General features: G+C 65.1%; 20 protein-coding genes and 1 pseudogene. 7 read left to right on the plus strand and 14 right to left on the minus strand.

The features are described from left to right. Window positions 1-94: 94 nt before the first annotated feature. Window positions 95-757 carry a response regulator gene (locus ACFYOW_RS20065; RefSeq protein WP_387289882.1) on the minus strand — a complete coding sequence of 221 codons (663 nt, stop codon included), beginning with the start codon at window positions 755-757 and terminating at the stop codon, window positions 95-97. Beyond that, window positions 754-1,917 carry a sensor histidine kinase gene (locus ACFYOW_RS20070; protein ID WP_387290093.1) on the minus strand — a complete coding sequence of 388 codons (1,164 nt, stop codon included), beginning with the start codon at window positions 1,915-1,917 and terminating at the stop codon, window positions 754-756. The genes ACFYOW_RS20065 and ACFYOW_RS20070 overlap by 4 nt, the downstream gene beginning before the upstream one ends. A gap of 215 nt (window positions 1,918-2,132) precedes the next feature. On the opposite strand from ACFYOW_RS20070, the gene ACFYOW_RS20075 reads away from it, so the two are divergent. Further along, window positions 2,133-3,032 carry a sterol desaturase family protein gene (locus ACFYOW_RS20075; RefSeq protein WP_387289883.1) on the plus strand — a complete coding sequence of 300 codons (900 nt, stop codon included), beginning with the start codon at window positions 2,133-2,135 and terminating at the stop codon, window positions 3,030-3,032. Window positions 3,033-3,078: 46 nt separating this feature from the next. Here ACFYOW_RS20075 and ACFYOW_RS20080 read toward each other — a convergent pair whose 3' ends face one another. Continuing rightward, entirely contained in the window at window positions 3,079-3,885 is an 807-nt protein-coding gene (locus tag ACFYOW_RS20080) for a nuclear transport factor 2 family protein (RefSeq protein ID WP_387289885.1), read from the minus strand. 71 nt (window positions 3,886-3,956) lie between these two features. On the opposite strand from ACFYOW_RS20080, the pseudogene ACFYOW_RS20085 reads away from it, so the two are divergent. Together ACFYOW_RS20085 and ACFYOW_RS20090 are read left to right on the plus strand one after the other, a co-directional pair. Further along, window positions 3,957-4,374 (plus strand): annotated as a pseudogene (locus ACFYOW_RS20085) (3-oxo-5-alpha-steroid 4-dehydrogenase); the annotation flags it as partial. Between the two features lie 19 nt (window positions 4,375-4,393). Continuing rightward, window positions 4,394-5,218, plus strand: a complete 825-nt coding sequence (locus ACFYOW_RS20090; protein WP_387289887.1) for an amidohydrolase family protein — start codon at window positions 4,394-4,396, stop codon at window positions 5,216-5,218. A gap of 283 nt (window positions 5,219-5,501) precedes the next feature. Here the strand turns inward: ACFYOW_RS20090 and ACFYOW_RS20095 are convergent, their stop codons facing one another. Next, on the minus strand, window positions 5,502-5,963 hold the full coding sequence (locus ACFYOW_RS20095) for a DUF2231 domain-containing protein (protein ID WP_387289889.1): 462 nt from the start codon (window positions 5,961-5,963) through the stop codon (window positions 5,502-5,504). 194 nt (window positions 5,964-6,157) lie between these two features. Beyond that, a complete protein-coding gene (locus ACFYOW_RS20100; RefSeq protein ID WP_387289891.1) occupies window positions 6,158-7,399 on the minus strand; it encodes a PucR family transcriptional regulator in 1,242 nt (413 codons plus the stop codon). 325 nt (window positions 7,400-7,724) lie between these two features. Between ACFYOW_RS20100 and ACFYOW_RS20105 the strand changes: the two genes are divergently transcribed. Together ACFYOW_RS20105 and ACFYOW_RS20110 are read left to right on the plus strand one after the other, a co-directional pair. After that, window positions 7,725-9,047, plus strand: a complete 1,323-nt coding sequence (locus tag ACFYOW_RS20105; protein ID WP_387289892.1) for a lipase family protein — start codon at window positions 7,725-7,727, stop codon at window positions 9,045-9,047. Window positions 9,048-9,168: 121 nt separating this feature from the next. Further along, window positions 9,169-9,822 carry a VC0807 family protein gene (locus ACFYOW_RS20110; protein ID WP_387289894.1) on the plus strand — a complete coding sequence of 218 codons (654 nt, stop codon included), beginning with the start codon at window positions 9,169-9,171 and terminating at the stop codon, window positions 9,820-9,822. A gap of 6 nt (window positions 9,823-9,828) precedes the next feature. Here ACFYOW_RS20110 and ACFYOW_RS20115 read toward each other — a convergent pair whose 3' ends face one another. Continuing rightward, window positions 9,829-10,383, minus strand: a complete 555-nt coding sequence (locus ACFYOW_RS20115; RefSeq protein WP_387289896.1) for a PadR family transcriptional regulator — start codon at window positions 10,381-10,383, stop codon at window positions 9,829-9,831. 96 nt (window positions 10,384-10,479) lie between these two features. Here ACFYOW_RS20115 and ACFYOW_RS20120 point away from each other — a divergent pair, with 96 nt between their 5' ends. After that, complete coding sequence (locus ACFYOW_RS20120) at window positions 10,480-10,872, plus strand: nuclear transport factor 2 family protein (protein WP_387289898.1); 393 nt, start codon at window positions 10,480-10,482, stop codon at window positions 10,870-10,872. Here ACFYOW_RS20120 and ACFYOW_RS20125 read toward each other — a convergent pair. From ACFYOW_RS20125 to ACFYOW_RS20160, 8 genes are all read right to left on the minus strand, one after another. After that, a complete protein-coding gene (locus ACFYOW_RS20125) occupies window positions 10,866-12,293 on the minus strand; it encodes a lipase maturation factor family protein (protein WP_387289900.1) in 1,428 nt (475 codons plus the stop codon). The two genes, ACFYOW_RS20120 and ACFYOW_RS20125, sit on opposite strands and share 7 nt — an antisense overlap. Window positions 12,294-12,311: 18 nt before the next feature. Next, window positions 12,312-14,657 carry a glycoside hydrolase family 65 protein gene (locus ACFYOW_RS20130; RefSeq protein WP_387289902.1) on the minus strand — a complete coding sequence of 782 codons (2,346 nt, stop codon included), beginning with the start codon at window positions 14,655-14,657 and terminating at the stop codon, window positions 12,312-12,314. After that, entirely contained in the window at window positions 14,654-15,418 is a 765-nt protein-coding gene (locus ACFYOW_RS20135) for an HAD family hydrolase (RefSeq protein ID WP_387289904.1), read from the minus strand. The genes ACFYOW_RS20130 and ACFYOW_RS20135 overlap by 4 nt, the downstream gene beginning before the upstream one ends. A 41-nt stretch (window positions 15,419-15,459) precedes the next feature. Further along, the gene (locus ACFYOW_RS20140) at window positions 15,460-16,329 is read right to left on the minus strand and encodes a MurR/RpiR family transcriptional regulator (RefSeq protein WP_387289907.1); all 870 of its coding nucleotides are present in this window, start codon (window positions 16,327-16,329) and stop codon (window positions 15,460-15,462) included. A gap of 154 nt (window positions 16,330-16,483) precedes the next feature. Further along, entirely contained in the window at window positions 16,484-18,676 is a 2,193-nt protein-coding gene (locus tag ACFYOW_RS20145) for a hypothetical protein (protein ID WP_387289909.1), read from the minus strand. A gap of 339 nt (window positions 18,677-19,015) precedes the next feature. Continuing rightward, window positions 19,016-20,569, minus strand: coding sequence for an FAD-dependent monooxygenase (locus tag ACFYOW_RS20150; RefSeq protein ID WP_387289911.1), 1,554 nt, complete (start codon window positions 20,567-20,569; stop codon window positions 19,016-19,018). A 134-nt stretch (window positions 20,570-20,703) separates the two neighbouring features. Continuing rightward, on the minus strand, window positions 20,704-21,804 hold the full coding sequence (locus ACFYOW_RS20155) for a dihydrodipicolinate reductase (protein ID WP_387289913.1): 1,101 nt from the start codon (window positions 21,802-21,804) through the stop codon (window positions 20,704-20,706). Then, the gene (locus ACFYOW_RS20160) at window positions 21,801-22,817 is read right to left on the minus strand and encodes a Rieske 2Fe-2S domain-containing protein (protein WP_387289915.1); all 1,017 of its coding nucleotides are present in this window, start codon (window positions 22,815-22,817) and stop codon (window positions 21,801-21,803) included. Before ACFYOW_RS20160 ends, ACFYOW_RS20155 begins: the two co-directional genes overlap by 4 nt. 206 nt (window positions 22,818-23,023) lie before the next feature. Between ACFYOW_RS20160 and ACFYOW_RS20165 the strand changes: the two genes are divergently transcribed. Continuing rightward, window positions 23,024-23,587: a TetR/AcrR family transcriptional regulator gene (locus ACFYOW_RS20165; protein ID WP_387290095.1), complete on the plus strand. Its 564-nt coding sequence runs from the start codon at window positions 23,024-23,026 to the stop codon at window positions 23,585-23,587. Window positions 23,588-23,619 lie beyond the last annotated feature (32 nt).

The following is a 23,619-nucleotide window of genomic DNA, read 5'->3' on the forward strand; positions in this document are numbered from 1 at the left end:
CGCGCGAACCGGTCGCCAGGTTAACCACGCGCAACGGTGTGTCCGGGGAGTCGGGCCAGCAGGTGTGGTGCGAGTGCACTAGTGGTTGGCCCCACTAGCCGCCGTGTGGAGGCACGAGGCCGTGCTTGTGGGCGTAGACGACGGCGTGAATGCGGTCGCGCACACCTAGTTTCGCGAGTACTCGGGATACGTGGGTTTTGATCGTCTCTTCGCCGACGCCGAGTGCCGCGGCGATCTCGGCATTGCTGCGCGCATCGGCCAAGAGCAGCAGTACTTCTCGCTCGCGCGCGGTGAGTTGTTCCACCTCCGGCGGGGTGTCGGGCGGGGCGAGCGTGCCCGCGAACCGCGATATCAACCGTCGGGTCATCGACGGATCGATCAGGGCGTCACCGCGGGCCGCGATCCGGATGGCGGCCACCAATTCCTCAGGTGGCAGGCTTTTCAAGAGGAACCCGCTGGCTCCCACCTGCAGTGCGCGGTACAGGTTGGCATCGCTGTCGTAAGTGGTGAGCACGAGGACGCGGGTGCCGCCCGCCGCGACGATCGCCGCGGTGGCCGCGAGTCCGTCCAGCTTCGGCATGCGCACATCCAGAATCGCGACATCCGGACGCAGCCGGGCGGTTTCGCTGATGGCACTGCGGCCGTCACCGACCTCGGCGACGCATTCGAGATCGGTCTGACTGTCGACGACCGCGCGCAGTCCGGAGCGGAACATGCTGTGGTCGTCGGCGATCAATACCCGGACCGGTACGTTCACGAACCTCCGATCGGCAGGGAAACCCTGGTGTGCCAATGGTTTTGCGTCTCGTCCGGACCGAATCGCAGCTCGCCGCCGAATAATTCGGCACGTTGGCGAATACCGCTGAGGCCACGGTGCTCCGCGGTATCGCCCACTGCGGCGGTGTCGGCGAGTGGATTGATCGACTCCAGCACCACCCTGTTCGGCTGATAGTCCACGATCAGCTGCGCGTGCGCGCCGTCGCCGTGGCGCAATGCATTGGTCAACATCTCCTGCACGATGCGATACAGCGTCAAATTCAGCGAATCCGGCAGCTCGACGGCCGCACCGCGCACGGTGAATTCGACGGCCAGACCGGCTGCGCGTACCCGCTCCAGCAGATCCTCGATGTCGGCGAGTCCGGGCTGTCGCTGACCGTCCTCCTCGCGCCCGTGTAGCAGGTCGAGTTGGCGGCGCAGGTCGACCATGGCCGCGCGGCTACTCGATTCCACCGCGGTCAGCGATCGAGTGGCGGCGGCATTCCCGGTGTCGGCCATGGCGATTCGGGCCGCACCGGCATGGATGCCGATGGCACTGACGTGATGGGAGATCACATCGTGCAGATCCCTGGCAATGGCGGCGCGTTCCTCGGTGACGGCGCGGGCGAGTGCGGTCCGCTGCTCCTGCTCGCGCAATTTGGCCTGCTGCTCCAGATCGGCGATATACGCGCCGCGCGCTGCCGTATACCGGCCGACCAGCCACGGCACCACGCCGGCCGATACCGTAGACGCCAGCAGCAGCCGCCAATCGTGCGAAGTATTGCTGCTGATCAGCAGATGCGCGCTCGCGAAGCCCGCGGACATCGCGGTGACGGTCAGCACCGACTTCGGACCGACCATCCAGGCGCCCGCCCGATATCCAGCCACCAGGAATCCGACATCGGCGAAGCGTGCGGCGAAGCCGTGCCGGTGCAGCACCAGGGCCTCGGCCAGTCGCAGCGCCACCTGGATCAAGGCCACGGCACCGGCGGTGCGCGGCGGCGCGGCCAGTGCGAGATCGGCCGCGACGATGGCGATCAGCACCGCGGTGGCCTGCCATGGGGCCACCGCGAAGATCCCGTTCACCGTCAACATCGCGGCATCGACCGCGGCCGCCGCCCCCGCGACCACCAGCGATTGGCGGGCCAGCGATCTGCTCACATCCAACAGTTCGCACCACCTTCGCACAGTCCGGGTCGAGCCGTCCGCGGGCGATCCTACCCAGCGTTCGCCCGTATTCCTCGGACCGAACTCTGCCCGGGCGCCAGCCGCGGCGCATCCCCCGCCCGGGGGATCGCGAATCCCTCGTCAGCGCGATGTTTGCCCAGGCCAGCGCCCGTAACGTGGCAGTGAAGCAGCAGAGCGGAGGAGCCATCGTGATCGGTGCGCAACTATTCATCTACGCCATACCGGCGTTCGCCGTATTCATGTTCGTGGAGTGGATCGACTATCGCCGCGATCCGGATCGTCCGGCCAACGGCCACTCCGGACGCGATATGGCCTCCAACGTCGCAACCTATCTGCTCGGCCGATTCCTGAAGCCGGTGCTGCAGTATGTGATTCCGTTCTCGGCGGTGGTGGTCGCGGCCGCGATCACCCCGCTGCACCTGTCGCCGACCACATGGTGGGTGTGGGTGCTCGGCCTGGTGGTCACCGACTTCTGCTACTACTGGGCCCACCGCGCCGATCATCGAGTGCGGCTGCTGTGGACCGCGCACAGCGTCCACCACTCCAGTCAGTACTTCAATCTGTCCACCGCCATCCGCCTGCCGTGGGTGCACCCGGCGGCCACCATCGTGCGCGGATTCGCCTGGGTGCCTGCGGCTTTGATCGGCCTGCCCGCGTGGATGATCTTCCTGCTGCAGACCATCGGGCTGCTCTATCAGTTCCCGATCCACACTCAGCGCATCCGGACCCTGCCGCGCCCGATCGAGTTCCTGTTCAACACCCCGGCGCACCACCGCATCCACCACGGTTCGAATCAGCCGTATATCGATAAGAACTACGGCGGTGTCTTCATCATCTGGGACCGGCTCTTCGGCAGCTTCGCCGCGGAGAGCGAACCCATCCGCTACGGCCTCACCAAGAACATCGGCACCGATAACCCGCTGAAGGTCAACTATCACGAGCTCGGTGCACTGATCAGCGATGTGCGCCATGCGAACACGTGGCGCGGGCGGCTCGGTTACATCTTCGGGCCGCCCGGTTGGTCCGAAGCGGCGCGGGTCGACGAGGTCATACCCGAACCAGCGCGCGAGGGATCGATCGCCGCTTAGCTTCGTCACGATGGCCGCGGCGGCTCACCGTTGCCGCGGACCATCTCTATATCGAGTGAATGAATATGCGGATAGCGGTGATTCGGCGACTGTCAGGCGCGAAGTCGACGAAGGCGACACCTTGGGCCGAGTCGAGCCGGACGCTGGCGCTGACCGTGCGTCCGGCGGCGATCAGCTTGTCCCACTGCATATTCCGAGCCCTATTGGTGAACTCCTCCAGCGAAATCCTGGTTCCGGCCGGAAGTTCGATAATCGTGCGCTCGCTGAGCAGGCGACGAACCCGCGAGATATCCGTGGCCGCAGCGGCCGAGAACACCTGGGCCGCAGCGCGTTTGCCCGATCGGCCGATACCGCGCAGCGCCTGCATCATGCCGAGCATGCCGTCGAAGCCCTGATTCGCGATCAGCTGCGGACCCAATTTCAGTGCCGCGCCGACTCCGGGCAGTCCGGTGCGCAGTAACTGCACGATCATCGCGGCCAACTCCCAATGAGCGGCCAGCCGGGTGATCTTCCAGACGCCGTCTTCCTCGACGAGGTCGTAGCGCAGGTGCATGGGCACCGCGACGGTGGCGCCGGTCGACATGGTGGTGCGGATCAGCAGGTCGCGGACGACGGTAGACAGGCTGACGAAGTCGTGGTCGACCCGGAAGGCGATGGTGTTCGGGCCGATGAAGGTGTCGTAGAACCGTTCGATCGCCGCTCGTCCGATATGCGGGCGGGAACCGACCGGATCATTGACGGTGGCATCGGCGGTGAACAGGTCGACCCAAGCCGCTTTGTCGTGTGCCGCCACCGCACACGGTGACGCCTGAACGGCCGCGATCAGGTCCTTGGCTCTGGAATCCAGCGGCATGACAATCCTCCTAGCTACTGCGTCACATGGTAGAACATGTTCTAATTTTGGCGCCGGGGGTTTAGTGAGAAGTGCACGGCGACCTCAACGGCGCCCTCTTCAGTCATGACTACCTGCACCGATACGGCACCGACTGGCTGATCGATCCGCGCTTCCTGATCGGTCTGGTCATCTACCTGGGCGGCTCCGCGCTGCTGGTCAGCCGAATCGATCGTGCGCAATCCGCGCGATAAGGACAATCCGGGCGCGACCGAATACTGCATCCCGCACGGCGCGGGCTTCCGCTTCGTCAGCAGCCCCGCCTATCTCGCCGAGCTGATCGCGTGGGCCGGGTTCGCCCTGCTCACCTGGTCCCTGGCGGGTGTGGTGATCTTCTTGATCACTGCGGGGAATCTGGTGCCGCGCGCATTCGCCACGCACAAGTGGTATCGCGAGAAGTTCGCCGACTATCCGGCCGATCGAAAGGCTTTGATTCCCTTCGTTATCTGAGGCGTCATACAGTGACGTGATGGCGATCATCGATGCGTGGGCCCAGCATCCGACGGTACGGCTGCTCCAGCACGAAATGCTGGACTCGCTGCGCCGCTGGACCGGCGACACCCTCCCGGACCAGCCGCCGCCGGTCTCGACGACGCTCGCCGCCATGGACGCCGGCGGTGTCGATACCGCATTGATCAGCGCCTGGTACGGCCCGGAGGGCGTGCTGATCTCCAACGACGAGGTGGCCGGATTCGTCGCGGAATCCGGCGGGCGCTTGGTCGGCGTCGCATCGGTGGACCTGCGCAAGCCGATGGTCGCGGTGCGCGAGCTCCGTCGTGCGGTCACCGAGCTCGGGATGAAGGCACTGCGGATCGTGCCGTGGCTGTGGGGCCTGCCGCCGAACGACCGGCGCTACTACCCGCTCTACGCCGAATGCGTCGACCTCGGCATCCCGTTCTGTACGCAGGTCGGGCACACCGGTCCGCTGCGCACCTCCGAAACCGGCCGCCCGATTCCCTATCTCGACGATGTCGCACTGGAGTTCCCCGAACTTGTCATCGTCGGCGGGCACATCGGCTATCCGTGGACCACCGAAATGATCGCGATGGCGACGAAATACCCGAACGTCTACATCGACACCTCCGCCTACACGGTTCGCAGATATCCGCCGGAGCTGGTGACGTACCTGAAGTCCCACGGCCGCGGCAAGGTCCTCTTCGGCACCAACTACCCGATGATCCCGCCACTGCGCGCCCTCGCAGGCCTCGACGACCTCGGCCTGGACGACGAATGCCGCGACCTGTTCCTCTCCGGCAACGCCACCCGCATCTTCGGCCTCACCAAGCCCGACTGACACTGTGCGCGGTGGCACATCCAATCGCTGCGTCACACAAGCTTCTGGCCTTTGCGCGATACTCCCTGGATATGCGACCAAGCGAGCAATTCGGTGCGAAACTGGTTGTCCTGCGGGGAAACTCGGCGTCGCGGAAGTCCAGCGTGGCCCGTGAGATGCAGCGTCGCTTCGCTAGGGGCCAGTGTGCTGTTGTTGCGCAGGATGTGATCCGGCGCACTGTGCCTGCCATCCTCGAAAGCTCGCGAGTTGCATTGGACAACTTCATCTTTGGACGCACAAGGCGCTAATGCGCTTGCGCACCCCACACCGCGTGCGAGCCGGAGTCCCCCACGCGGTACACCTGGATGGTGGCCGCACCGCCTGCGGCAATTGCCAATACCGCAGCGAGCACGGTGATCACGCGCCCCACCGGACGTCCACGTTCGTCGCGCAGGTGGACGACGATGAGCAATGCCGTGACGAGCAGTAGCGGCACCACGAAGTAGATCATCGTGTTGCCGAGGTCGGCATGCTTATCGATGGCGGGGGATCCGCCGAGTTTGTGCTGGAACCACTCACCTGCTTCGGTCGTTACCGGCGTCAGGGCGACAGTGATCGCGGCCAGGGCCGTGACCAGCCAGATCAGCCGCCGACGAGCCGCAGGCCACACCGCCGAAAAGATGAGCAGCACCGCCGTCAACGGCACGAAGACCACAATGAGGTGCACCAGCAATACATGGGCGGGTAACCCGTTGATCGTCGACATGAGGCAACTCCCGGAATTCGTGACCGCGACGGCGGTTGCGGCCCAAGTATCTCCCTCACCTCACGGTTCAGCGCGGTACACGGTTCATCCCGGCATAGGTGTCGGCGGCAGCGGCGCGACAGCGGCGCTAACCGCGCGGATCCGAGCAGGCCCTCGATGCGTGGCCAGGGCCTGATGTGCGCGGGCCGAAGCGATCAGTCCCCCTCGACAACCTCCGCAGCCTCACCCACCGGATAGAAGCGATGCACCGTGAGCGCCGCCGCCAGCAGCCGCGAGCCATTGGGCTCACTCGGATCGATACCGGTGAGTTCGGCGACGCGCTTGAGCCGGTAACTGAAGGTATTGGGGTGCACATGCACTTCGGCGGCAGCCGCTTTGCGATCGGACCCGTGCCGCAGATGTGCCTCCAGTGCCTCGAACAGGTGCGAGCGCAACAGCAGCGGGGCAATGCGGTCGGCCAGTCGGTCCCGCGCCGGACCCGGCCGGGTCAGCTGATACTCGAGCAGCAGATCATCTAGGTCGTACAGTCCGCTCGGCCGGTTGAGCAACCGGGCCAGTTCGGCCAGATCGGTCGCCTCCTGCACGGCATGGGGCAGTAGAGCCCGTTCGACCGCGCGACGTTCGGCCAGGAAGACATCGACGCCGAACTGTTCGGTGAGTTCGGCGGCCAGCCGCTCGTACTCCTTGGATTCGGATCCGCTCGGCAGCAGGGCGATTCCGGTCGTGCCGTCGAACGTGCTCAAGGCCTTGGTTCCGGCGATGCCGTCCAATGCCCGCTGCAGCACCCGGATTCGGCGGCGGGTGAGCAGATCGGCGACCACGATCGGATGGTCGTCCAGACGGATATGGATGGCGAGCACCGTATAGCGTTCCGCGAGAACGACATCCGCGCGTGCCGCCAGTTCCTCCGCGGACTGGCCACGCAGCAGGGCCGAGCACAGCGCCCGGCGCGCCTCGCGTTCGGCGTGGTAGATCGACTGCTCCACATCGGTATACGCCTCCACTACCGCGACGTTGATATCCCGCAGCAGATCGAGCAGCCGAGCGCCGAAGGCGATCAGATCGTTCATATCCTCGGGCGTGGCCACCGCCGCCGCTTCCTGCAGGATCACCTGCCCGGAACCATGGACGGCATGCATCAACAGCCCCAACGGAATTCGGTCTTCGGCATGCCGCTCAGCCACCGGGCCGACGAATTCGATCACCTCGGCCCCGGTGAACACCCGCTGCTCCTGGGTCGCGCGCAGGAAGGCCTGACCGCATCCGGCGATCGCGGGTAGCACCTCGCCGGTGAAATGCCCGTCCGGCAGATCCGCGGCCGGTGGCGTCGAGCCCAGGCCCGCCTCGAGCATGCGTTCGGCGATTTCGGGTAACCGACGGACCAGTCGGGCGATTATCGGCGCGTCTCCGGACAGCGGGGGCAGAACAACGGACATGACTTGCACGTTACCCAACGATGCCATTTATAGATAAATCTCGTAACCGCTCGGTTTTGTCTCCGAACACAAGATTTTCGCCGATTCTTCTCGCCCGCGTGCAGTGACAGCAGATCTCGCATGACGCTGCTCACCTGCGTGTTCCCAAGTCGTACCGGGTGACGACGGTCACCGTCAACACCGCGGGTCGGAGAAAAACACCCGACTCAATTGTGCTTCGGGACAATTATTTTCCCACCCCCGCATTGCTACGTTGAGTATCGGTATTCCGGCGTCATTTCAAATAAAACACCGTGCCGGTGCACCCTCGAAAGGATGTACAGAAATGAGCGTGCAGGCCGACGCCGGATGGGAATCGGCGCACCCGATTGCCGAAATGTTTCGTGCTGGTCGGCCGCAACAGCCGGAGCTGGATCGGTTCTATCGGCCGCCCGCCGGATTCGCACGCTTCGCCCCTGGCACCATCCTGCGGACGCGCAAGGTCGAGCTGGCGCTGTTCGGCCGCGTACCACTGCGGTTTTCGGCCTGGCAACTGCTGTACCGCACCAGCAACTTCCATGGCACCGCGGAGGCGGCGGTGACCACCGTGCTACTGCCGTGGGGCGCTGACCCGCGCGAGCCGCGGCCGCTGGTTTCGTTCCAGTGCGCCATCGACGGCGTCAGCTCGAAATGCCTGCCTTCGTATGCACTTCGGCGCGGCGCGCGAGCACTCGGCTCGATTCCGCAGATCGAGCTACCCGTCATCACCTACGCGCTGGCCCGCGGCTGGGCGATCTCGGTGCCCGATCACGGCGGACTGGCCGGACATTTCGGCGTGCCGCGTGAACCCGGCTACCGATCCCTGGACGCCATCCGGGCGAGCCTGCGCTTCACGCCGCTCGGCCTGAGCGAGGCGACTCCCGTTGCGCTGTGGGGTTATTCGGGAGGCGGCCTCGCCACGGCGTGGGCCGCGGAACTGGCCGCCGGTTACGCACCGGAACTCGATATCGTCGGCGCGGTCGCCGGCTCGCCGGTCGGCGATCCAGGTTCGGCCTTCGCGCGGTTGAACGGCACCTTCTTCGCCGGTTTCGCGACGGTGTGCGTGGCCGGACTGCGCCGCGCCTACGCGGATCTGGATCGGATCCTGCGCGCCCACGTGAAGACCGAATTCCTCGATCTGCTCACCGATGCCGAATCGCGGACCACACTGCATCTGCTTTTCCGCTTGATGGGCAAGAACGTCGACGATTACAGCCACCGCACCTTCGCCGACCTGCTCGCCGAACCCGGCCTGCAGCAGATCATGGCCGATATCCGTCCCGGTGTGCAGGCGCCTGCCATGCCGATGCTGGTAATCCAGGGCGTAAACGATGAGCTGATCGCCGTCGACGACATCGACCAGCACGTTGCCCGCTACACGGTCCGCGGCGCGCATGTGCACTATCTGCGCGACCGCCTCAGCCTGCATATGCCGCTGCTGTTCATCGGCGCGCCGGTCACCATGAACTGGCTGGCGGATCGATTCGACCATCGTCCATTGGCCGCGGCGGGCACGAAGACGGTGTGGTCGGTGGCCTTCACGAAGCGAGAGGCACTGGGCCACTTGCGTTTCGCCGTACTCTTCGTGCGCATGCTCGCAGGCAGACCGATCCGGCAGCTACATCGGTAGGCAGCGGGCATGACAGTTGTCATGCCGAACCCGTGATGATTGGCAGATTTGTCGCCGAGTGCCGATCCGTAACGTCATTTCGCGTAGTGCACAGCCGAATCACCAGCCAGGAGCACCCGAAATGACGACCACCGCACAGCCCTCGGCCGAGCCGACCGCCGCACCGCGCTTCAGCCCGATCCGGGTACTGGCCCCGGTCGCCCGCGATATCGCGGTGCCCATCGGCGCGTACTTCCTGCTGACCGGCCTCGGCTACAGCGACTTCACCGGCCTGCTCGCAGGCACCCTGCTCGTGGGTGCGGTGCTGCTCATCGAGACGATCCGTTCGCGGCGCCTCGAGCCGTTCGCCGCGATCATGCTCGGCGTCTTCGCTTTCGGTCTGATCGGCTCGCTGATCAGCGGCGATCCCCGCATGATGATTGTCAAGGATTCCGCGGGCACCGCAATCGTCGGTATCGCCTTCCTGATCAGCACCGTGGTCGGCAAACCGCTGACCTACCTGTCCGCGCGCAAGGCACTCACGGCCGCTGGGCCGGCCAAACTCGCCGAATTCGAGGCGTCCTACCAGGCGAACCCGGCCAAGCGCCGCGGCTTCAGCATCCTGGCCATGGCCTGGGGCGTCGGCCTCGTCGCCGAAGCAACGGTCCGGATCCTGCTGGCCTACCAACTCCCCATCCACACCATGGCCTGGCTCTCGCCGGTCCTGTCGGTCATCTTCTTCACCCCGCTCATCGCCATGAGCGTCCGCTTCGTCAAGCGCGCCCGCCGCGCCTGACTCCCGCTACTTCCGCCGCCGGTCCCGATATTCGGGGTCGGCGGCGAGGTCTTCCCAGAACTCGACATAGGCCTGTTCGTGCAGGATGCCGAGCCGCAGGAGGCGCGCACGCGAGAGCGCGCGCACCTTGTCGCTCGCGTCGATATCGGCGTACAGCGATCGGTACAGCTCGAGCAGGCGACGATGCTCCGCGGCCTCACTGTTCGCCAGGGCCACCACATCGCCCGGAGCGCCCAGATCCGCGAAGAAGAGCTTGAGTTGCGCCGGATCCCGCGTCTCAGCGGGTGGGCTCTGCGGATCGGCGAGCCAGCGCTTCAGTTCGGCCGTTCCCTCAGCCGTCAGATGGAAGAGTCGACGCCGCCGCCCACCCTGCTCGGTCTCTTCGTCGAGTAGGCCCTGTTCGGCCAGGCGCACGGGAATCCGATAGAGCTGCGCGTGCGGCACCGGCCAGAAGTAGTCGACGCTCTCCTCGAGTCGGGCCTTCAGCTCGTAGGGCGTGAGCGGTCCGTGCCGGGCGATGAGGCCCAGCACAATGTGGTCCTGTGGCCCGAGATCCGCCATACCTCCTCCATCTCATTGACACCGTCTCACCGAGACTATAAGTTAGTGCCATCGAGACCGTATCAATGAGACTATTGAGGAGTTATGGTGCGCGACTTGGGCATCACAATGTTCGACGAATGGAACGCGATGTGGAACGGCGACCTGCCGCTTGCGAACAAGATCATGGCCCCCGAATTCACCCTCCGCTATGCCCAGCCGGGCGCGAGCGATTACGACACAATCCGCGACCCACAGACCCTGGCCGCCAAGGTCGCCGGATTCCGCGCGCAGCGTCCCGGAATCCGATTCGCCACCCAGGGTGAGCCGGTCGTCGAAATGGATGACACCCGAACGGGATTCGTGGCCAGGCCGTACGGTGCGGCGTTCACCGGACCGGATGGCGAGCAGGTCGAGGTGAGCGGCACCGACATCCTGCGCGTCACCGCCGGGCTGATCACCGAGGTCTGGTCGGCCTCCGGCGGCCCCGGCGGCCGCAGCTACTACTGACCAAGCGCCATCGGCGGGAGGTACTCACCGACCAGGGTGCGCCGCCACAGCATGTGCTCCTGCTGGAGTTCGGCACGAGTTGCGAAGCGGTACAGGTAGATTCGCGCCCGCACATAGGTCGGTGGCGCGTCGGTGAAGGGACAGCGGCGCAGTAATCGCAGTGTCGCGGGGTCGTTGCGCAGCAGTCGTTCGACGAAGGCGAGCAACCAGCCGCGGGCGTAGGACGGGGAGATCGCGGCGAACCACATCAGCCAGTCCAGCCTGAGGTGATACGGCGCCCATTGCCGTGGCCATCGGCGTGGATCCCCCGGCTTACCCTTGAACTCGTACTCCCGCCACAGTGTCCGGTCGGTGATCTCCTCTTCGTCGGTGCCCTCGAACACCACCTCCTCACGGGTGCGGCCGATACTGCCGAACGCGCCATAGGTATTGACCAGGTGCAAGGGGTTGAAGGACGCATTCATTCGCTGCTCACGCGAGAGCAGATTGCGGGCGGGCCAGTAGCTCAGCAACACCACCACGGCGGTGCACGCGAGCACCAGACCGGCGAACCACGGCGGCGCCCCGGGCATCGACGGCGGATCCGGCACGGGCAATATCGCTTTCGCCGAGGACACATCGATCACGGTGGTGGCCAATACGATCGTCACCCAGTTCAACCAGGCGAAGTTGCCGGAAAGCACCAGCCACAGCTGCGTGACGATGATGAACGCGGCGGCCACGCTCGCCACCGGCTGCGGTGCGAAAAGTCCCCAGGGCACAACGAGTTGGGCGAAATGGTTGGCCGCCACCTCCACACGATGCAGCGGTTTGGGCAGACGGTGGAAGAACCAGCTCAGCGGGCCGGGCATCGGCTGGGTCTCGTGGTGGTAGTACAGACAGGTCAGATCGCGCCAGCAGGAATCGCCACGCATCTTGATCAGACCGGCGCCGAACTCCACCCTGAACAGCAGCCAGCGCGCCAACCACAACACCAGCACCGGCGGCGCGACTCGATCATTGCCGAGGAAGATCGCCAGGAATCCGGCCTCCAGCAGCAGCGATTCCCATCCGAACGCATACCACGCCTGCCCCACATTGACGATCGACAGGTACAGCGCCCACAGCACCGTCCACATCAGCATCGCCGTCCACAGCGGCACCAGATTCAACGCACCCGCCACCACCGCGGCCGATAGCGCGGCACCGGACCACGCGATCACGGCGAAGAACCGGTCCGAATAGTGAAAATGAAAAATGCTGGGCGCCCGGCGAAATTCGACCCGCCGGACGAATCGGGGCACCGGCAACATCCCCTTCGCACCGATGAGTGCCCGGAATTGCCGCGCCGCCGCGACGAAGGCGATCAGATAGATGACGGCCAGACCGTGCTGGAAAACCAGTCTGCCCAACCAGTACTCGGATTCGGTGAACGATGGCATGACCGCTCCTTCGTACCGCTACCTCCGCCGATACGGCGCCCGCCCCTCGGGTAGCAATGGCTCGGGTCGATCGGATTGCCGCGGAATCGGCAGCGTCACCGCGATGTCGCCGAGCGTCGTGTAGCGACCGTGGTGGCGCAGGACGACCGAATCTCCGGACAGCAGTCGATAAGTCGCGGAATCGCTGGTGATCTCGACGGCTATACCACTGCCGCGCCAGATGATCCGGAAGGCCAGGCGCTCGATATTCGCGGGAAGTCGTGGTGCGAAACTCAATTCACCACCGTGGTCACGCATGCCGCCGAAACCGAAGACGCAGCAGAGCCATGCTCCGGCGAGTGAGGCCATATGCAGGCCGTTGGCGACATTGTGATGCAGATCGTGCAAGTCGGTCAGTGCGGCTTCGGCGAAATAGTCGAAGGCGAGCGAGAGATGGCCGACCTCGGCGGCCATAACGGACTGGCCTGCGGCCGACAGCGAGGAATCGCGGACGGTCAACGCCTCGTAGTAATCGAAGTTGCGCGCCTTCTGCTCGGGAGTGAAAGCGTTGGGGCACAAGTACATTGCCAAGCTCAAGTCGGCCTGTTTGACGACCTGCTTGCGATACAGATCGAAGTACGGGTAATGCAGCATCAGCGGATACTTCTCCGGCGGAGTCGCGGCGAAGTCCCAGCGGGCGTGTTCGGTGAAGCCCTCGGATTGCTCGTGCACCCCGAGTTTCTCGTTATAGGGCAGGTACATACATTTGGCGCGGTCGCGCCAGCCGCGGATCTCCTCCGCATCGACTTCCAACTGCTCGGCGATATCCGGTTGACGCACGCAGGCTTCGGCGGCTTCGGCGAGGTTCCGCTGCGCCATCAGATTCGTATAGATGTTGTTGTCGGCGAGTGCGGAGTATTCGTCGGGGCCCGTCACGCCGTCGATCCGGAAGTTCCCTGCCGTGTCGTAATGGCCCTGGCTCACCCACGAGCGCGCGGTCTCCACCAAAAGCTCGACACCGCATCCTCTTTCGAAGTGCTCATCACCGGTCGCGCCGAGGTATCGGACCACCGCATCGGCGATATCGGCATTGACGTGCACCGCCGCCGTACCGGTCGGCCAGTAGCCGGAACCCTCGTCGCCGTTGATGGAGCGCCACGGGAACATCGCTCCGGTATGGCCGAGTTCGTGTGCGCGCCGACGGGCCCGGTCGAGGGTAGCGTGGCGCCAACGCAGTGCGTCGCCCGCCGCCACCGGAATCGTGTAGGTCAATACCGGCAATACGAAAGTCTCTGTGTCCCAGAATGAATGGCCGTCATAGCCCGGCCCGGTCAGGCCCTTGGACGGTATCGCACGCGTCTCACCGCGTGCACCCGCCTGTAATACGTGGAACAGCGCGAATCGGACGGCCTGCTGGAGTTCGGGATCCCCGTCGATCTCGATATCGGCGGTGGACCAGAAGTTGTCCAGGTACTCGCGCTGCCGGGCCAGCAATGTATCCCAGCCGGTCTCGAGGCCCGCCGCCAATGCCGCGTCCACCTGGGCCCGAAGCGCCGGTACCGAGCGTCGACTCGACCATCCGTAGCCGAGATACTTCGTCAACCGCACGCGCCGGCCCTTCGCGACATCGACCGCAATCGTCAAGCGCGCCAAGTCTTCCTCCGCGTGCACACCGCAGCGCGGGGTCGCGTCGACCTCGAGTTCGTGGTCCATGGCCGCGGCCATGTGCAGCCCGGAGCGCCGGGTGTGGTGCACGAGCACGGCGGCGAAATCACGGGCCGCGCAGAAGTCCGCCACCAGCGGGCGGTCCAGCGCCGCGGCGAGCCGAGGATCGTTGTGCGCGGTCGGAACCGGTTCATTGGCAAGCAGATCCGATTGGATGACCAGCTCGAGATCGTCATCGAGCGGTTCGACCTCGTAGCGGATCGCGGCAAGGGCGCGTTCGGTGAACGACACAAGGCGCTCCGAGCGGATGCGTACGCACCGACCGGTCGGCGAGGTCCAGACCGTGTTGCGCCGCAGCGTGCCGGACCGGAAGTCCAGCACCCGTTCGTGTTCGACGGCCTCGCCGTAGCGCATATCCATCGGCTCGTCCTCGACGAGCAGCCGGATGATTTTCCCGTCGGTCACATTGACAAGGGTCTGGCCCTCCTCCGGATAGCCGTATCCCGCTTCGGCATAAGGCAATTGGCGATTCTCGTAGAAGCCGTTGAGGTAGGTCCCCGGCTTGCCGACCGGCTCCCCCTCCTCAAAAGTACCGCGCAGCCCGAGATGTCCATTGGCGAGTGCGAAGATCGACTCGGTTCGGTGCAATGCCTCGAGATCCAGTCCGCACCAACGCAAGTGCCATGGCGCGATCTCGAAGCCACGGCAGTCGGTAGTCATTGCGGTGGCCCGAGCTCGGCCAGATCGGTGACGACCACATCCGCTCCCGCCCGACGCAATGCCTCGGCCTGCGTGCCGTCGCGCACTCGATCGACGCCGACCACATATCCGAAGTCCGCGGCCCGACCGGCCGTCACCCCGGCGATGGCATCCTCGAATGCCGCGGCCTGTTCCGGCTTGGCGTCCAGCGCCTCCGCGGCCGCCAGAAAAGCGTCCGGCGCGGGTTTGCCGCGCAGGCCGCGGCCGGCGATCTCGACCCCGTCCATACACACATCGACGAACCGGGTCAGATCCGCGACCGCCAACACCTCATGGGCATTCGCCGATGCGGTGACCACCCCCGTCCGCAGCCCGGCCGCGCGTGCCCCGTTCAGATAGGCCAGCGACCCCGGATAGACGTGCACCCCGTCGCGTTCGAGGAACGACAGCAGCAGCCGATTCTTCCGATTACCGAGCCCGTGCACGGTCGGCTCCCCCTCCGCCGCATCGGGTTCCCCCTCCGGCAGTGTGATCCCGCGCGACTTCAGGAACTCCCGGATACCGTCCGCCCGCGAGCGACCGTCCACATAGCCCAGATAGTCCGCATCGGTGAACGGGTGGAACGGGCCGGGGCTGCGACCGGCCAGAAACTCGTCGAAGACCGCCTTCCACGCCCGCCGATGCACTGCCGCGGTATCGGTCAATACACCGTCGAGGTCGAACAGCGCCACCGAGATCGTTTCGGGCAATCCGAGCCCCCGGAGATCATGGCTTGGCGTCATACCCCAGCGGTACCCGGGGACAGCACCGGCAAACGGCGCGCCTAGTCGAGCAATTGATCGTCGAGGATGTCGGTATCGGTGCCGACGGATCCCAGGCGCATCGCGACGGCGGTGACCAAGGCGTGCACCAGGCCGGTGAAGGCGGTCAGGGAGCGCAGGACGGTGAGCGAGCCGGTTCCGGCATAGAAGGTCACATCGGCGATGCGGGCCAGCGGGGAGGACGCATCATCGGTGAGTGCGATGGTGGTGGCGCCGCGACGGCGTGCCGATTCGACCGCACGCACGGTGTCGCTGCTGTAGCGCCGGATCGATACCGCGATGAGTGCGTCGCCGGGTTCGATATCGCGCAGTTCGTCGGTCAGCACCCGGGCGGTCGCCCCGAGCTGGCGGACCCGGTGGCGCACCAGCTGCAGCTGGTAGGTGGCGGCATAGGCGATCGCCAGACAACGCCGCAGCCCGATGACGTGCACGGTCGAGGCTTGCGCCAGCGTCTCGACCGCACGATCCCAGTCGCCGCGATCGATCCGCGCGAAGGTACGGGACATATTGTTGGCGTCGTATTCGGTTATCGCGGTGAAGAACTCGTCGTTCGAGCTCGGCGGCGGCGCGTCGGCGGGTCTACGCACCAGATACGCCTCGGCGGCGAGTTGTCTGCGGCAGAGTTCGACCAGGCCCGGATAGCCGGGTAGCCCCAGCATGGTCGCGAATCGCACCAGCGAGGAACGGTGCACGCCCGCGAGTTCGGCGCTTTGGCCGATGCTGCGGAATGCGGTTCCCTCCGGATCGTCCAATACCAGCCTGGCTATGCGCTGTTGGCCGTCGGCCAGTTCCGGAAGGCGCTGCTGCAGGAGGGCGCGCAGTTCCTGATAGGTGGTGGGAGCGCTGTCCTGCACGGTGAGCCTCGCGATCATTCGGGGTACTCGAACGATAGGCCGTCACAATAACTGACGCCCGGTCTGGTTCTAGTGCCCCCGGACAATCACGCTCAACCCACAGGTTTCTCGAAGTTTGGGGTCTATGCGAATGGATCACCTTGCCGAGTGGCGAGGTTGCGTGCACGCCCGCCTACGAAGACCATGGGTTGGGTCCGCCATTCGGATCGAAGGCGTTGAAGTTGGCCAGCTGGCGGGTCGACCGCTGCAACGCCTGAAGAAGAATCGGGTCGTTCTGCTGCTGGTAGTAGTTCGTGGCCGCTTCCTGGTGCTGGAGCGCCAGTCGCCGTCCGATGTGTTGGCGAATATCGCGCCCAGCGTTGCGCCATTCGTCCGGGGTGATGGTTCTGAGCTGATGTTCGTTGCTGTTCATGACCCGTTGCACAAATGGGTGATTGGGATCTACAGGGTTCATCGGCGCGGTGGAGTGCCGCACGAAGTTGTCCGCAGCGACCACAGCCTGCGCGGCGAATGCAGGCAACGCGGCGGCGTCTTGGTGGTTCTCCACCGCGTACCCCGCGGCGAGCGCCTTCTGCAAGGGCGCGAAGCCATTCGGGTTGTAGTCCTTCATGCTGGCCTTCTGGACGGCCAACGCGCGCTGGGCATCGATCACATGCTGATCGGTCGCACCCATCGCCAGCAGAATCGGCGCGACCATCGAGTCCGGGACCTTGCTGTCGCCCAGACCGTCCAGAACATTTCCGACACCGAGAGCGGACCTGATTCCGCCGTCTATTCCATCCAGACGCCCGGCGGCCTTGACTCGCCAGTTCCCGCGGCCGGCGTGGTTGTACTCCTGCAATTGCCGCACCATCGGGGAGACGGCGATGTTGTTGAGATCCATCCGCTTCTTCCTGCGCGACAGCGGGTTCAACGGGCCCACCGTGGCTCCGAGGAGCCACGCGGTCGCGGGCGAAGCATTGATCGTGTTCAGCATGCCCAGCCCGGACATCAGCCCGCCGTGCAGCGAACCGCCGGCCCGAGCATCACCCATGCCGAGTGCCGATCCCCCGCCACCTCCACCCCCTGGGCGCGCTCCAGCCCCCTGAATCGCCAGCGCGAACCGGTTGGCGATCCAGTCGTTGCCCCGGCTGAGGCTGCGGTTCAGGCGTTTGAGCTGGGAGATGGCGACTATCTCGACGGTGCCCGCGATGACGATCACCGCCATGGTCTGTCCCTTCGCCTGCGCGAACAGATTGCCCATGAACAGCACATAGATGCCGAGGAAGATGGTGTACGCGGTCATTCGGCCCGCCGCGACAACGCTGTCGACGAGATTGCGGACCAGAAAGGTCTGCGTCGGTCCGTAGACGAATCCGCCTGCGGCGAAACCGAATATCGACATGAACCCGTGGTAGATCGCGTCCAATGCGGCCTTGATGACCCGCACGCCGAGCACCACCGCGAAGACCAACAGGATGCCGCCGCAGATCAACAGCATCAGACCGGTACCGACCTGACCCATGGTCGGATTCTGGGCCTTGGCGTAGGCGGCGGAATCACCGCAGCTCTGCATGCCCTTGCGGACCCGTTCGTCGTCACCCGCAGTCATCCCCGTGGACCAGACCGACCGGCAGGCCGGTTGCTCGTCGACCACATGCCCGAAATTCCACACCTGAACCGGGCGGCGGGCGAAGTTGTCCGCCAGATCGCGCTGCATGGTCGTCACCAGTTGGTTCGGATTCGGGTTGTTGTTGCCGTTGAGCCCGGCCGCCACCGAAATTCCCAAATCCCTGCCCTTGGCGAGCAATCCGTCCGAGGACAGCACATCGCCGAGTGGCTCGGCCAGGAATACCGGACCGAGCACCGCGACACCGAGCATCGTGACGATCTGCAGCACCGCCTTGGCGTGATAGCCACGCAACCAGAACCAGGCGACACAGAACGCGCCGATCGTAGCGGCGGTGATCAGCAGCATCGGGGTCGCGATCTGACCGGTCAGCCGGTCCGCGACGCCGGTCAATGCCGAGCCGAACATATTGAGCCACTGGAAGCTCAGCGCATTGCCGATCAACCAGATCGCGGTGGTCACGATGGCGATATAGCCGATGAATTCGAAGCCGAGGATCGCCCAGAGGATCGTCGAGCCCGGGTCGAGCACCCCGCCGTGGTCGGTCGCGAAGGAGTAGTTCGCCAGCGGCACCCCGGACGAATCGCGGATATGCATCCAGCTGAGGCCGTCGATTTCGGAGACACTGCTGCCGGTGGCCGCGGACAGGTACTGCGCATTGGCCACCGCGCCGACGAGTCCGGGAAAGACAAATAGGACGAAGATGACGGCCAGCACCCAGCCGAGGCGTCGCCGCCAACGAATTACCTGGGACATGACGGGGCGCGGACAGCACCCCTTCGGATCCTCGGATCCCCACCTCGGCCGGACCGGCCGCACCTTCGACCGTCTGGCCATGTCCCTCAGCATGACGCAACTAATGTTGCGTGGCAACACTTTTAGGAAACCAGCTGTTCATCTGCTGTCCACCCCGGAGGGGAACGCGTGACATCATCCGAGATCGCCTGGACTCCGGTTCCACAGGCACCCAAGGGTTTCCGCTTCTGAGGCACGGGTTGCCGCTGATGCGGGCAACAGGTGTTGCGCGATGACACTGCTTCCCGCCGGTGGGTGATAGCGGGAGCAGTGTCAGTTCATCTCGCGGACACCGACCGGTCAGCCGGGCTGATCGACCGGCGTTTTCAGGGGTGCGCCGAACCAGTCGGACAGCGCTGCGCGCAGCGCGGGCACGGCGGTGTCGGTCGGCTCGTCGATGGTTGCGGCCCAGGCGACGTAAGCGTCCGGGCGGAGCAGCAGAGCGTCAGCCGGGCGGTGATCGGTTTCGGCGGTGTGGATTTCGACGCGATGCTGCCAGTCGCGGGCGATCTCACGCAGCTCCGGTCGGTCGGCGAGGACGAGCAGGATCGGTCGTGCGGTGTGCATGAGTTCCGCGACGCTGGTGGCGCCTCGGTCGGTGTACAGGGTGAGGTCGGGTGCGAAGGCGCCGGTCAAGGGGTGTTCGTTGGGATTGGGTAGCGGGTAGCGGATATCGGTGCCCGCGATGAGGGCGCCGACGCGGCGCAATGGCTGCTCGTCGAGAAGCAGTTCCTGGAAGACCTGCCTGAGCGCTTCGGCGGCCGGGTCTTGTCCCCGCCGTAATGCCACCTGGGCCCGAGTATGTAGCAGTGTCCGCGTGCCGGCGAGGTGGCGTTCCTCGTGATAGGTGTCCAGCAGACCGTCCGGTGCCCAGCCCTCGATATCGGCGGCCAGTTTCCAGGCCAGGTTGACCGTGTCGAGCATGCCCGCATTGATCGCGACACCCGTGGCGGGGAACAGGTGCGCCGCGTCGCCGGCCAGCAGGATCCGCCCGGCGCGATACCGTTCGGCCAGCCGATCCTTGAAGGTGAAGCGCGACAGCCGAATCGGTTCTCCGAGCGGAAGATCCGCGCCGAGCACCCGGCGGACACTTTCCTGGAACTCGGTCAGAGTCATCGGTTCGTCGTCGTCGTATTCGGTGGACTCGTCCTCCATGGTGAAGAGCCCGAGCAGTTCGGGGGTGGTCGACCCGTTCGCGAACATACCGCGATCTGTCTGCGTGAATCCCGCACGGATCCGGCCGAACCCCGGGACCTCGAGGTCGCCGTTGTCGAGTACGGTCACCGAATCGTGCACGGCAACCTGGACCAGCCGGTTGACCTCCGGATATGTGGTACCGGGGAATGCGATGCCCGCCATATCGCGGATCCGGCTGCGCCCGCCGTCGCAGCCCACCAGGTATCGGGCGGTCACTCGGTACGGTCCGTCCGGCCCGTGCACGTCCGCGATCACCGTGTCGTCGTCCTGGCTCACCTCGATCACCTCGTGTCCGCGGTGGATGTCGACGCCCAGTTCAGCGACCCGTTCGGCGAGCACACCCTCCAGCCTGTGCTGTGGCAGCGGCAGCGCGTGCAGCGGTGGATCCGGCAGGCGCGTCAAATCCACGTGCACTCCACCGAACGGGAAGCGGGGAGCCGGGATGGGGTCGGTATTGGCTGCTTCACAGCGTTCCAGCAGGCCGCGGTAGCGCAGCAGTTCCAGGATCCGCCCGCCGATACCACCGGCCTTCGGGATGTCCCGGGGCTGCGGCTTCCGCTCCAATACCAGCGGTCGCACACCGCTCAGACGCAGCTCGGCGGCCAGCATCAATCCCGTCGGGCCCGCACCCACGATGATCACATCGGTGTCGGTCACATGCATTCGGTAACTTCCCATCTCACGCAGGTTCTGGCCTCGGCCAGCGATTCTGCGGCACGACCCGGGTCTTGCCGCAACCCCCCGGGTGCGTTATAAGTTGAGAAGGGAAATGAGTGGGTGCGCCCCGTTTCCTAGTCGCGGGGGTTCTTGAACCGACCGGCGAATCCGCGCAGCGGGAGGTCCGCACTGGTCAGCAATCCCGGCGGGGCGGCGACGACAGCGGCGATCGCGTTGAGTGCGGGCAATCCGGTGACGGTCATGCCGATCGAGGCGAAGTTGTCCGGATTGGAGAGGTCGACACCGGGCTTCGGGAGAATCATGTGCTTGTTGTAAATGCACGGATCGCCCTTGATCTGAGTTATATAGCAGCCCTTGATATTCCAGCTCGGATCGGTATGCGGGGTCATCTGCCACTCCAGATGCGTCTCGATCCTCGCAACGCCGTCGACCATGCCCTGGTACTTGATGTGATTACCGCCGAGCGAGCCCTTCGGTAGCCGGTACCAGCCCAGGTCGACATCCTTGGTGCATGCGCCGAGTTCATAGGTGAACTTCACCTCGTCGAGTTCCAGTCCGAAGCAGTCGGCCATCATCAGCACGCTGTCGGCGAAGACGCTGGTGTATTTCTCCAGCTTGCCGGGGATGCTCGGGTCGTCGACAGGTGACCCGTAGCCGACCTCGATCCAGGTCTGCTTCGAGTGGTGACACGACACGTCGACGGATTCGACGGTGATGATGCTCTCGATCTCGGCAACGTCGGCGGAACACACCACACCGAGGATCTGGTTCAGGCCGGGGTTCATGCCGGTGCCGTAGAAGGTCGAGCCACCCTTCGCGCACGCCTCGCTCAGAAGCTGGGTCACCGGCTTACCCGACGGATGCGGGTGGTTGGTGTCGCGATGCCAACCGGTGATCCAGTCCGCGGTGGTGACGATGTCGATGCCCGCTTCGAGCACCTTCACATAGAGGTCCTCGTCAGGGAATACGCCGTGGAAGGTGAGCACATCGGGTGCGGCGGCGATGATCTCGTCGACCGAGCCGGTCGCGATGACGCCGTTCGGCGCCAGACCGGCGATCTCGCCGGCATCGCGGCCGACCTTCTCCGGTGTGTAGCAATGCAATCCGATGAGTTCGAGATCCGGATGGTTGCCGATTCGCTTGATCATCTCGGTTCCCACATTGCCGGTGGCGACTTGGAACACTCGGATCGGCGCTTTGGTCGGTGCGTTCATTGATGCCTGCTTTTCTGGATGCGTTGATCGTGCGTCGGGATCGGGTAGAACTGCTCGGCCCAGGTGCGGATGGCGGTGAAGCCCTCGTACTCGCTTCCGGACAGTGCCGGTGGATCCGAGTAGCGCTGGTGCTGCCAGATATCGACGTCCTGGGTGAACTGGCGAATGACCTCTTGGGCGAATGCCTGAGCTCGCTGCTCGGCCTTCACCGGATCAGAGCTGGGCCGACGGCCGATGTACACGCTGAAACGAACATCGCAGGTGGCGTCGTCGACCGGGGTGACCGCCGTAATGGTCCGGTTGTCCACCATGCCCCAACTCTTGGTCACCGCGACGCCCAGTCCGCCGTTGATCGCCTCGACCCCACTGTTGACATCCTCGATGGATTGCCCGTCATCGCCTTCGAAGGTGATGGTGAAGTCGACGTAGGACACCGGATCGTCGAAGTCGTGCCGGGTGAACACCGGCACGATCGGCGTCTGGTGCACGAACTTGAAATGTGCGAAGTCGACACCGTTTTCGAGCACATACTGCGGATGGAGTTCCAGTCGCTCGCGGAACAGGGTGGCCTGCGGGTAGTAGTCGGCCGAGCTGCTGTTGTCGCCGAATCCGGTGAATACGTCGGGCACTTCGAAGAAGGGCGAGCGACCGTCGACGTCGTGCCAGATGTAGACCGACTCGTTGCGCTCGACGACCGGGTGGGTACGGATGCGCCTACCCCGATTGGGATGTTTCTCGTACGGAATGCAGACGTTGCGGCCCTCGTGGTTCCACTGCCAGCCATGGAAGGGGCATTCGATGACATCGCCCTCGACATGACCGCCGAATCCGAGATGAGCGCCCAGATGCTCGCAGTAGGCATCCATCACCGTCAGCAGGCCCGACTGCGCCCGCCATGCCACCAACTCCCGGCCGAAGTATGTCATCCGGTGGACCGCGCCGACGCCGATCTCGGCCGACCACGCGACCTGGAACCATCCCGTCGGCTTCATCGACAGCGGCGGTTTCGCCATCTCGGTGTCCTCTCCCAGCAGCGTGCGAATCACAGTGACTGCTGTGAAATTATCACAGTGGGTACTGTGAAACTATGAAAAACGGCTCGGCGGACAGAGATTCGAACGCGGCCGGGTGCGCTGCACCAGCTAACATCTGGAAAGTGACCGACCGGGATGTCTATGAGCGACGCACGAATCGCCGTGGCGATGCCACCCGGGAGAACATGCTGAAAGCAGCCGTGAAATCGCTGGCCACCGGCGATCCGGGGGCCGTGTCCGCCAGCAAGATCGCTCGCGAGATCGGCGCCACCTGGGGTGCGGTCAAATATCAGTTCGGCGATAACGACGGACTCTGGGCCGCCGTGCTGCACTACACGGCCGAGCGGCGAGCCGACATGCTCACCTTCACCGACACCGCGGCCCCACTTCGCCAGCGCGTCGCCGGCATCATCGACACCCTCTACGCGGGACTCACCTCCCCCGACTCCCGGGCAATCGAGAACCTACGTGCCGCACTGCCGCGCGACCACACCGAACTCGAGCAGCTCTACCCCCGCACGGCCGCCGAACTCGCATCCTGGGGCCAGGGTTGGCTAGAGACCTGCCAAAACGCCTTCGCAGACCTCGGCGTTGACCCTTCGCGCGTGGAGGAGATCGCAGCGCTCATCCCGGGCGCCATGCGCGGCATCAACTCCGAACGCCAACTCGGCACCTACTCCGACCTCGACAAGGCCCGGCGCGGACTGACCAACGCCATCGTCGCCTACCTCGAACGATCGTCCGTTTGATCGGTCCCGAACTGGATCGGGGAACCCGGCCC

Source organism: Nocardia sp. NPDC006982 (assembly GCF_042869435.1).
Taxonomy (GTDB): Bacteria; Actinomycetota; Actinomycetes; order Mycobacteriales; family Mycobacteriaceae; genus Nocardia.

Excerpts from the sequence above, each read along its gene's own strand:
- ACFYOW_RS20130 (WP_387289902.1), bottom strand. The coding sequence starts at position 14,657 with ATGACTACCGACTGCCGTGGCTTCGAGATCGCGCCATGGCACTTGCGT.
- ACFYOW_RS20115 (WP_387289896.1), bottom strand. The coding sequence starts at position 10,383 with ATGGCGGATCTCGGGCCACAGGACCACATTGTGCTGGGCCTCATCGCC.
- ACFYOW_RS20125 (WP_387289900.1), bottom strand. The coding sequence starts at position 12,293 with ATGCCATCGTTCACCGAATCCGAGTACTGGTTGGGCAGACTGGTTTTC.
- ACFYOW_RS20080 (WP_387289885.1), bottom strand. The coding sequence starts at position 3,885 with ATGCCGCTGGATTCCAGAGCCAAGGACCTGATCGCGGCCGTTCAGGCG.
- ACFYOW_RS20165 (WP_387290095.1), top strand. The coding sequence starts at position 23,024 with ATGCTGAAAGCAGCCGTGAAATCGCTGGCCACCGGCGATCCGGGGGCC.
- ACFYOW_RS20095 (WP_387289889.1), bottom strand. The coding sequence starts at position 5,963 with ATGTCGACGATCAACGGGTTACCCGCCCATGTATTGCTGGTGCACCTC.
- ACFYOW_RS20160 (WP_387289915.1), bottom strand. The coding sequence starts at position 22,817 with ATGGCGAAACCGCCGCTGTCGATGAAGCCGACGGGATGGTTCCAGGTC.
- ACFYOW_RS20140 (WP_387289907.1), bottom strand. The coding sequence starts at position 16,329 with ATGATCGCGAGGCTCACCGTGCAGGACAGCGCTCCCACCACCTATCAG.
- ACFYOW_RS20105 (WP_387289892.1), top strand. The coding sequence starts at position 7,725 with ATGAGCGTGCAGGCCGACGCCGGATGGGAATCGGCGCACCCGATTGCC.
- ACFYOW_RS20110 (WP_387289894.1), top strand. The coding sequence starts at position 9,169 with ATGACGACCACCGCACAGCCCTCGGCCGAGCCGACCGCCGCACCGCGC.
- ACFYOW_RS20145 (WP_387289909.1), bottom strand. The coding sequence starts at position 18,676 with ATGTCCCAGGTAATTCGTTGGCGGCGACGCCTCGGCTGGGTGCTGGCC.
- ACFYOW_RS20100 (WP_387289891.1), bottom strand. The coding sequence starts at position 7,399 with ATGTCCGTTGTTCTGCCCCCGCTGTCCGGAGACGCGCCGATAATCGCC.
- ACFYOW_RS20090 (WP_387289887.1), top strand. The coding sequence starts at position 4,394 with ATGGCGATCATCGATGCGTGGGCCCAGCATCCGACGGTACGGCTGCTC.
- ACFYOW_RS20155 (WP_387289913.1), bottom strand. The coding sequence starts at position 21,804 with ATGAACGCACCGACCAAAGCGCCGATCCGAGTGTTCCAAGTCGCCACC.
- ACFYOW_RS20135 (WP_387289904.1), bottom strand. The coding sequence starts at position 15,418 with ATGACGCCAAGCCATGATCTCCGGGGGCTCGGATTGCCCGAAACGATC.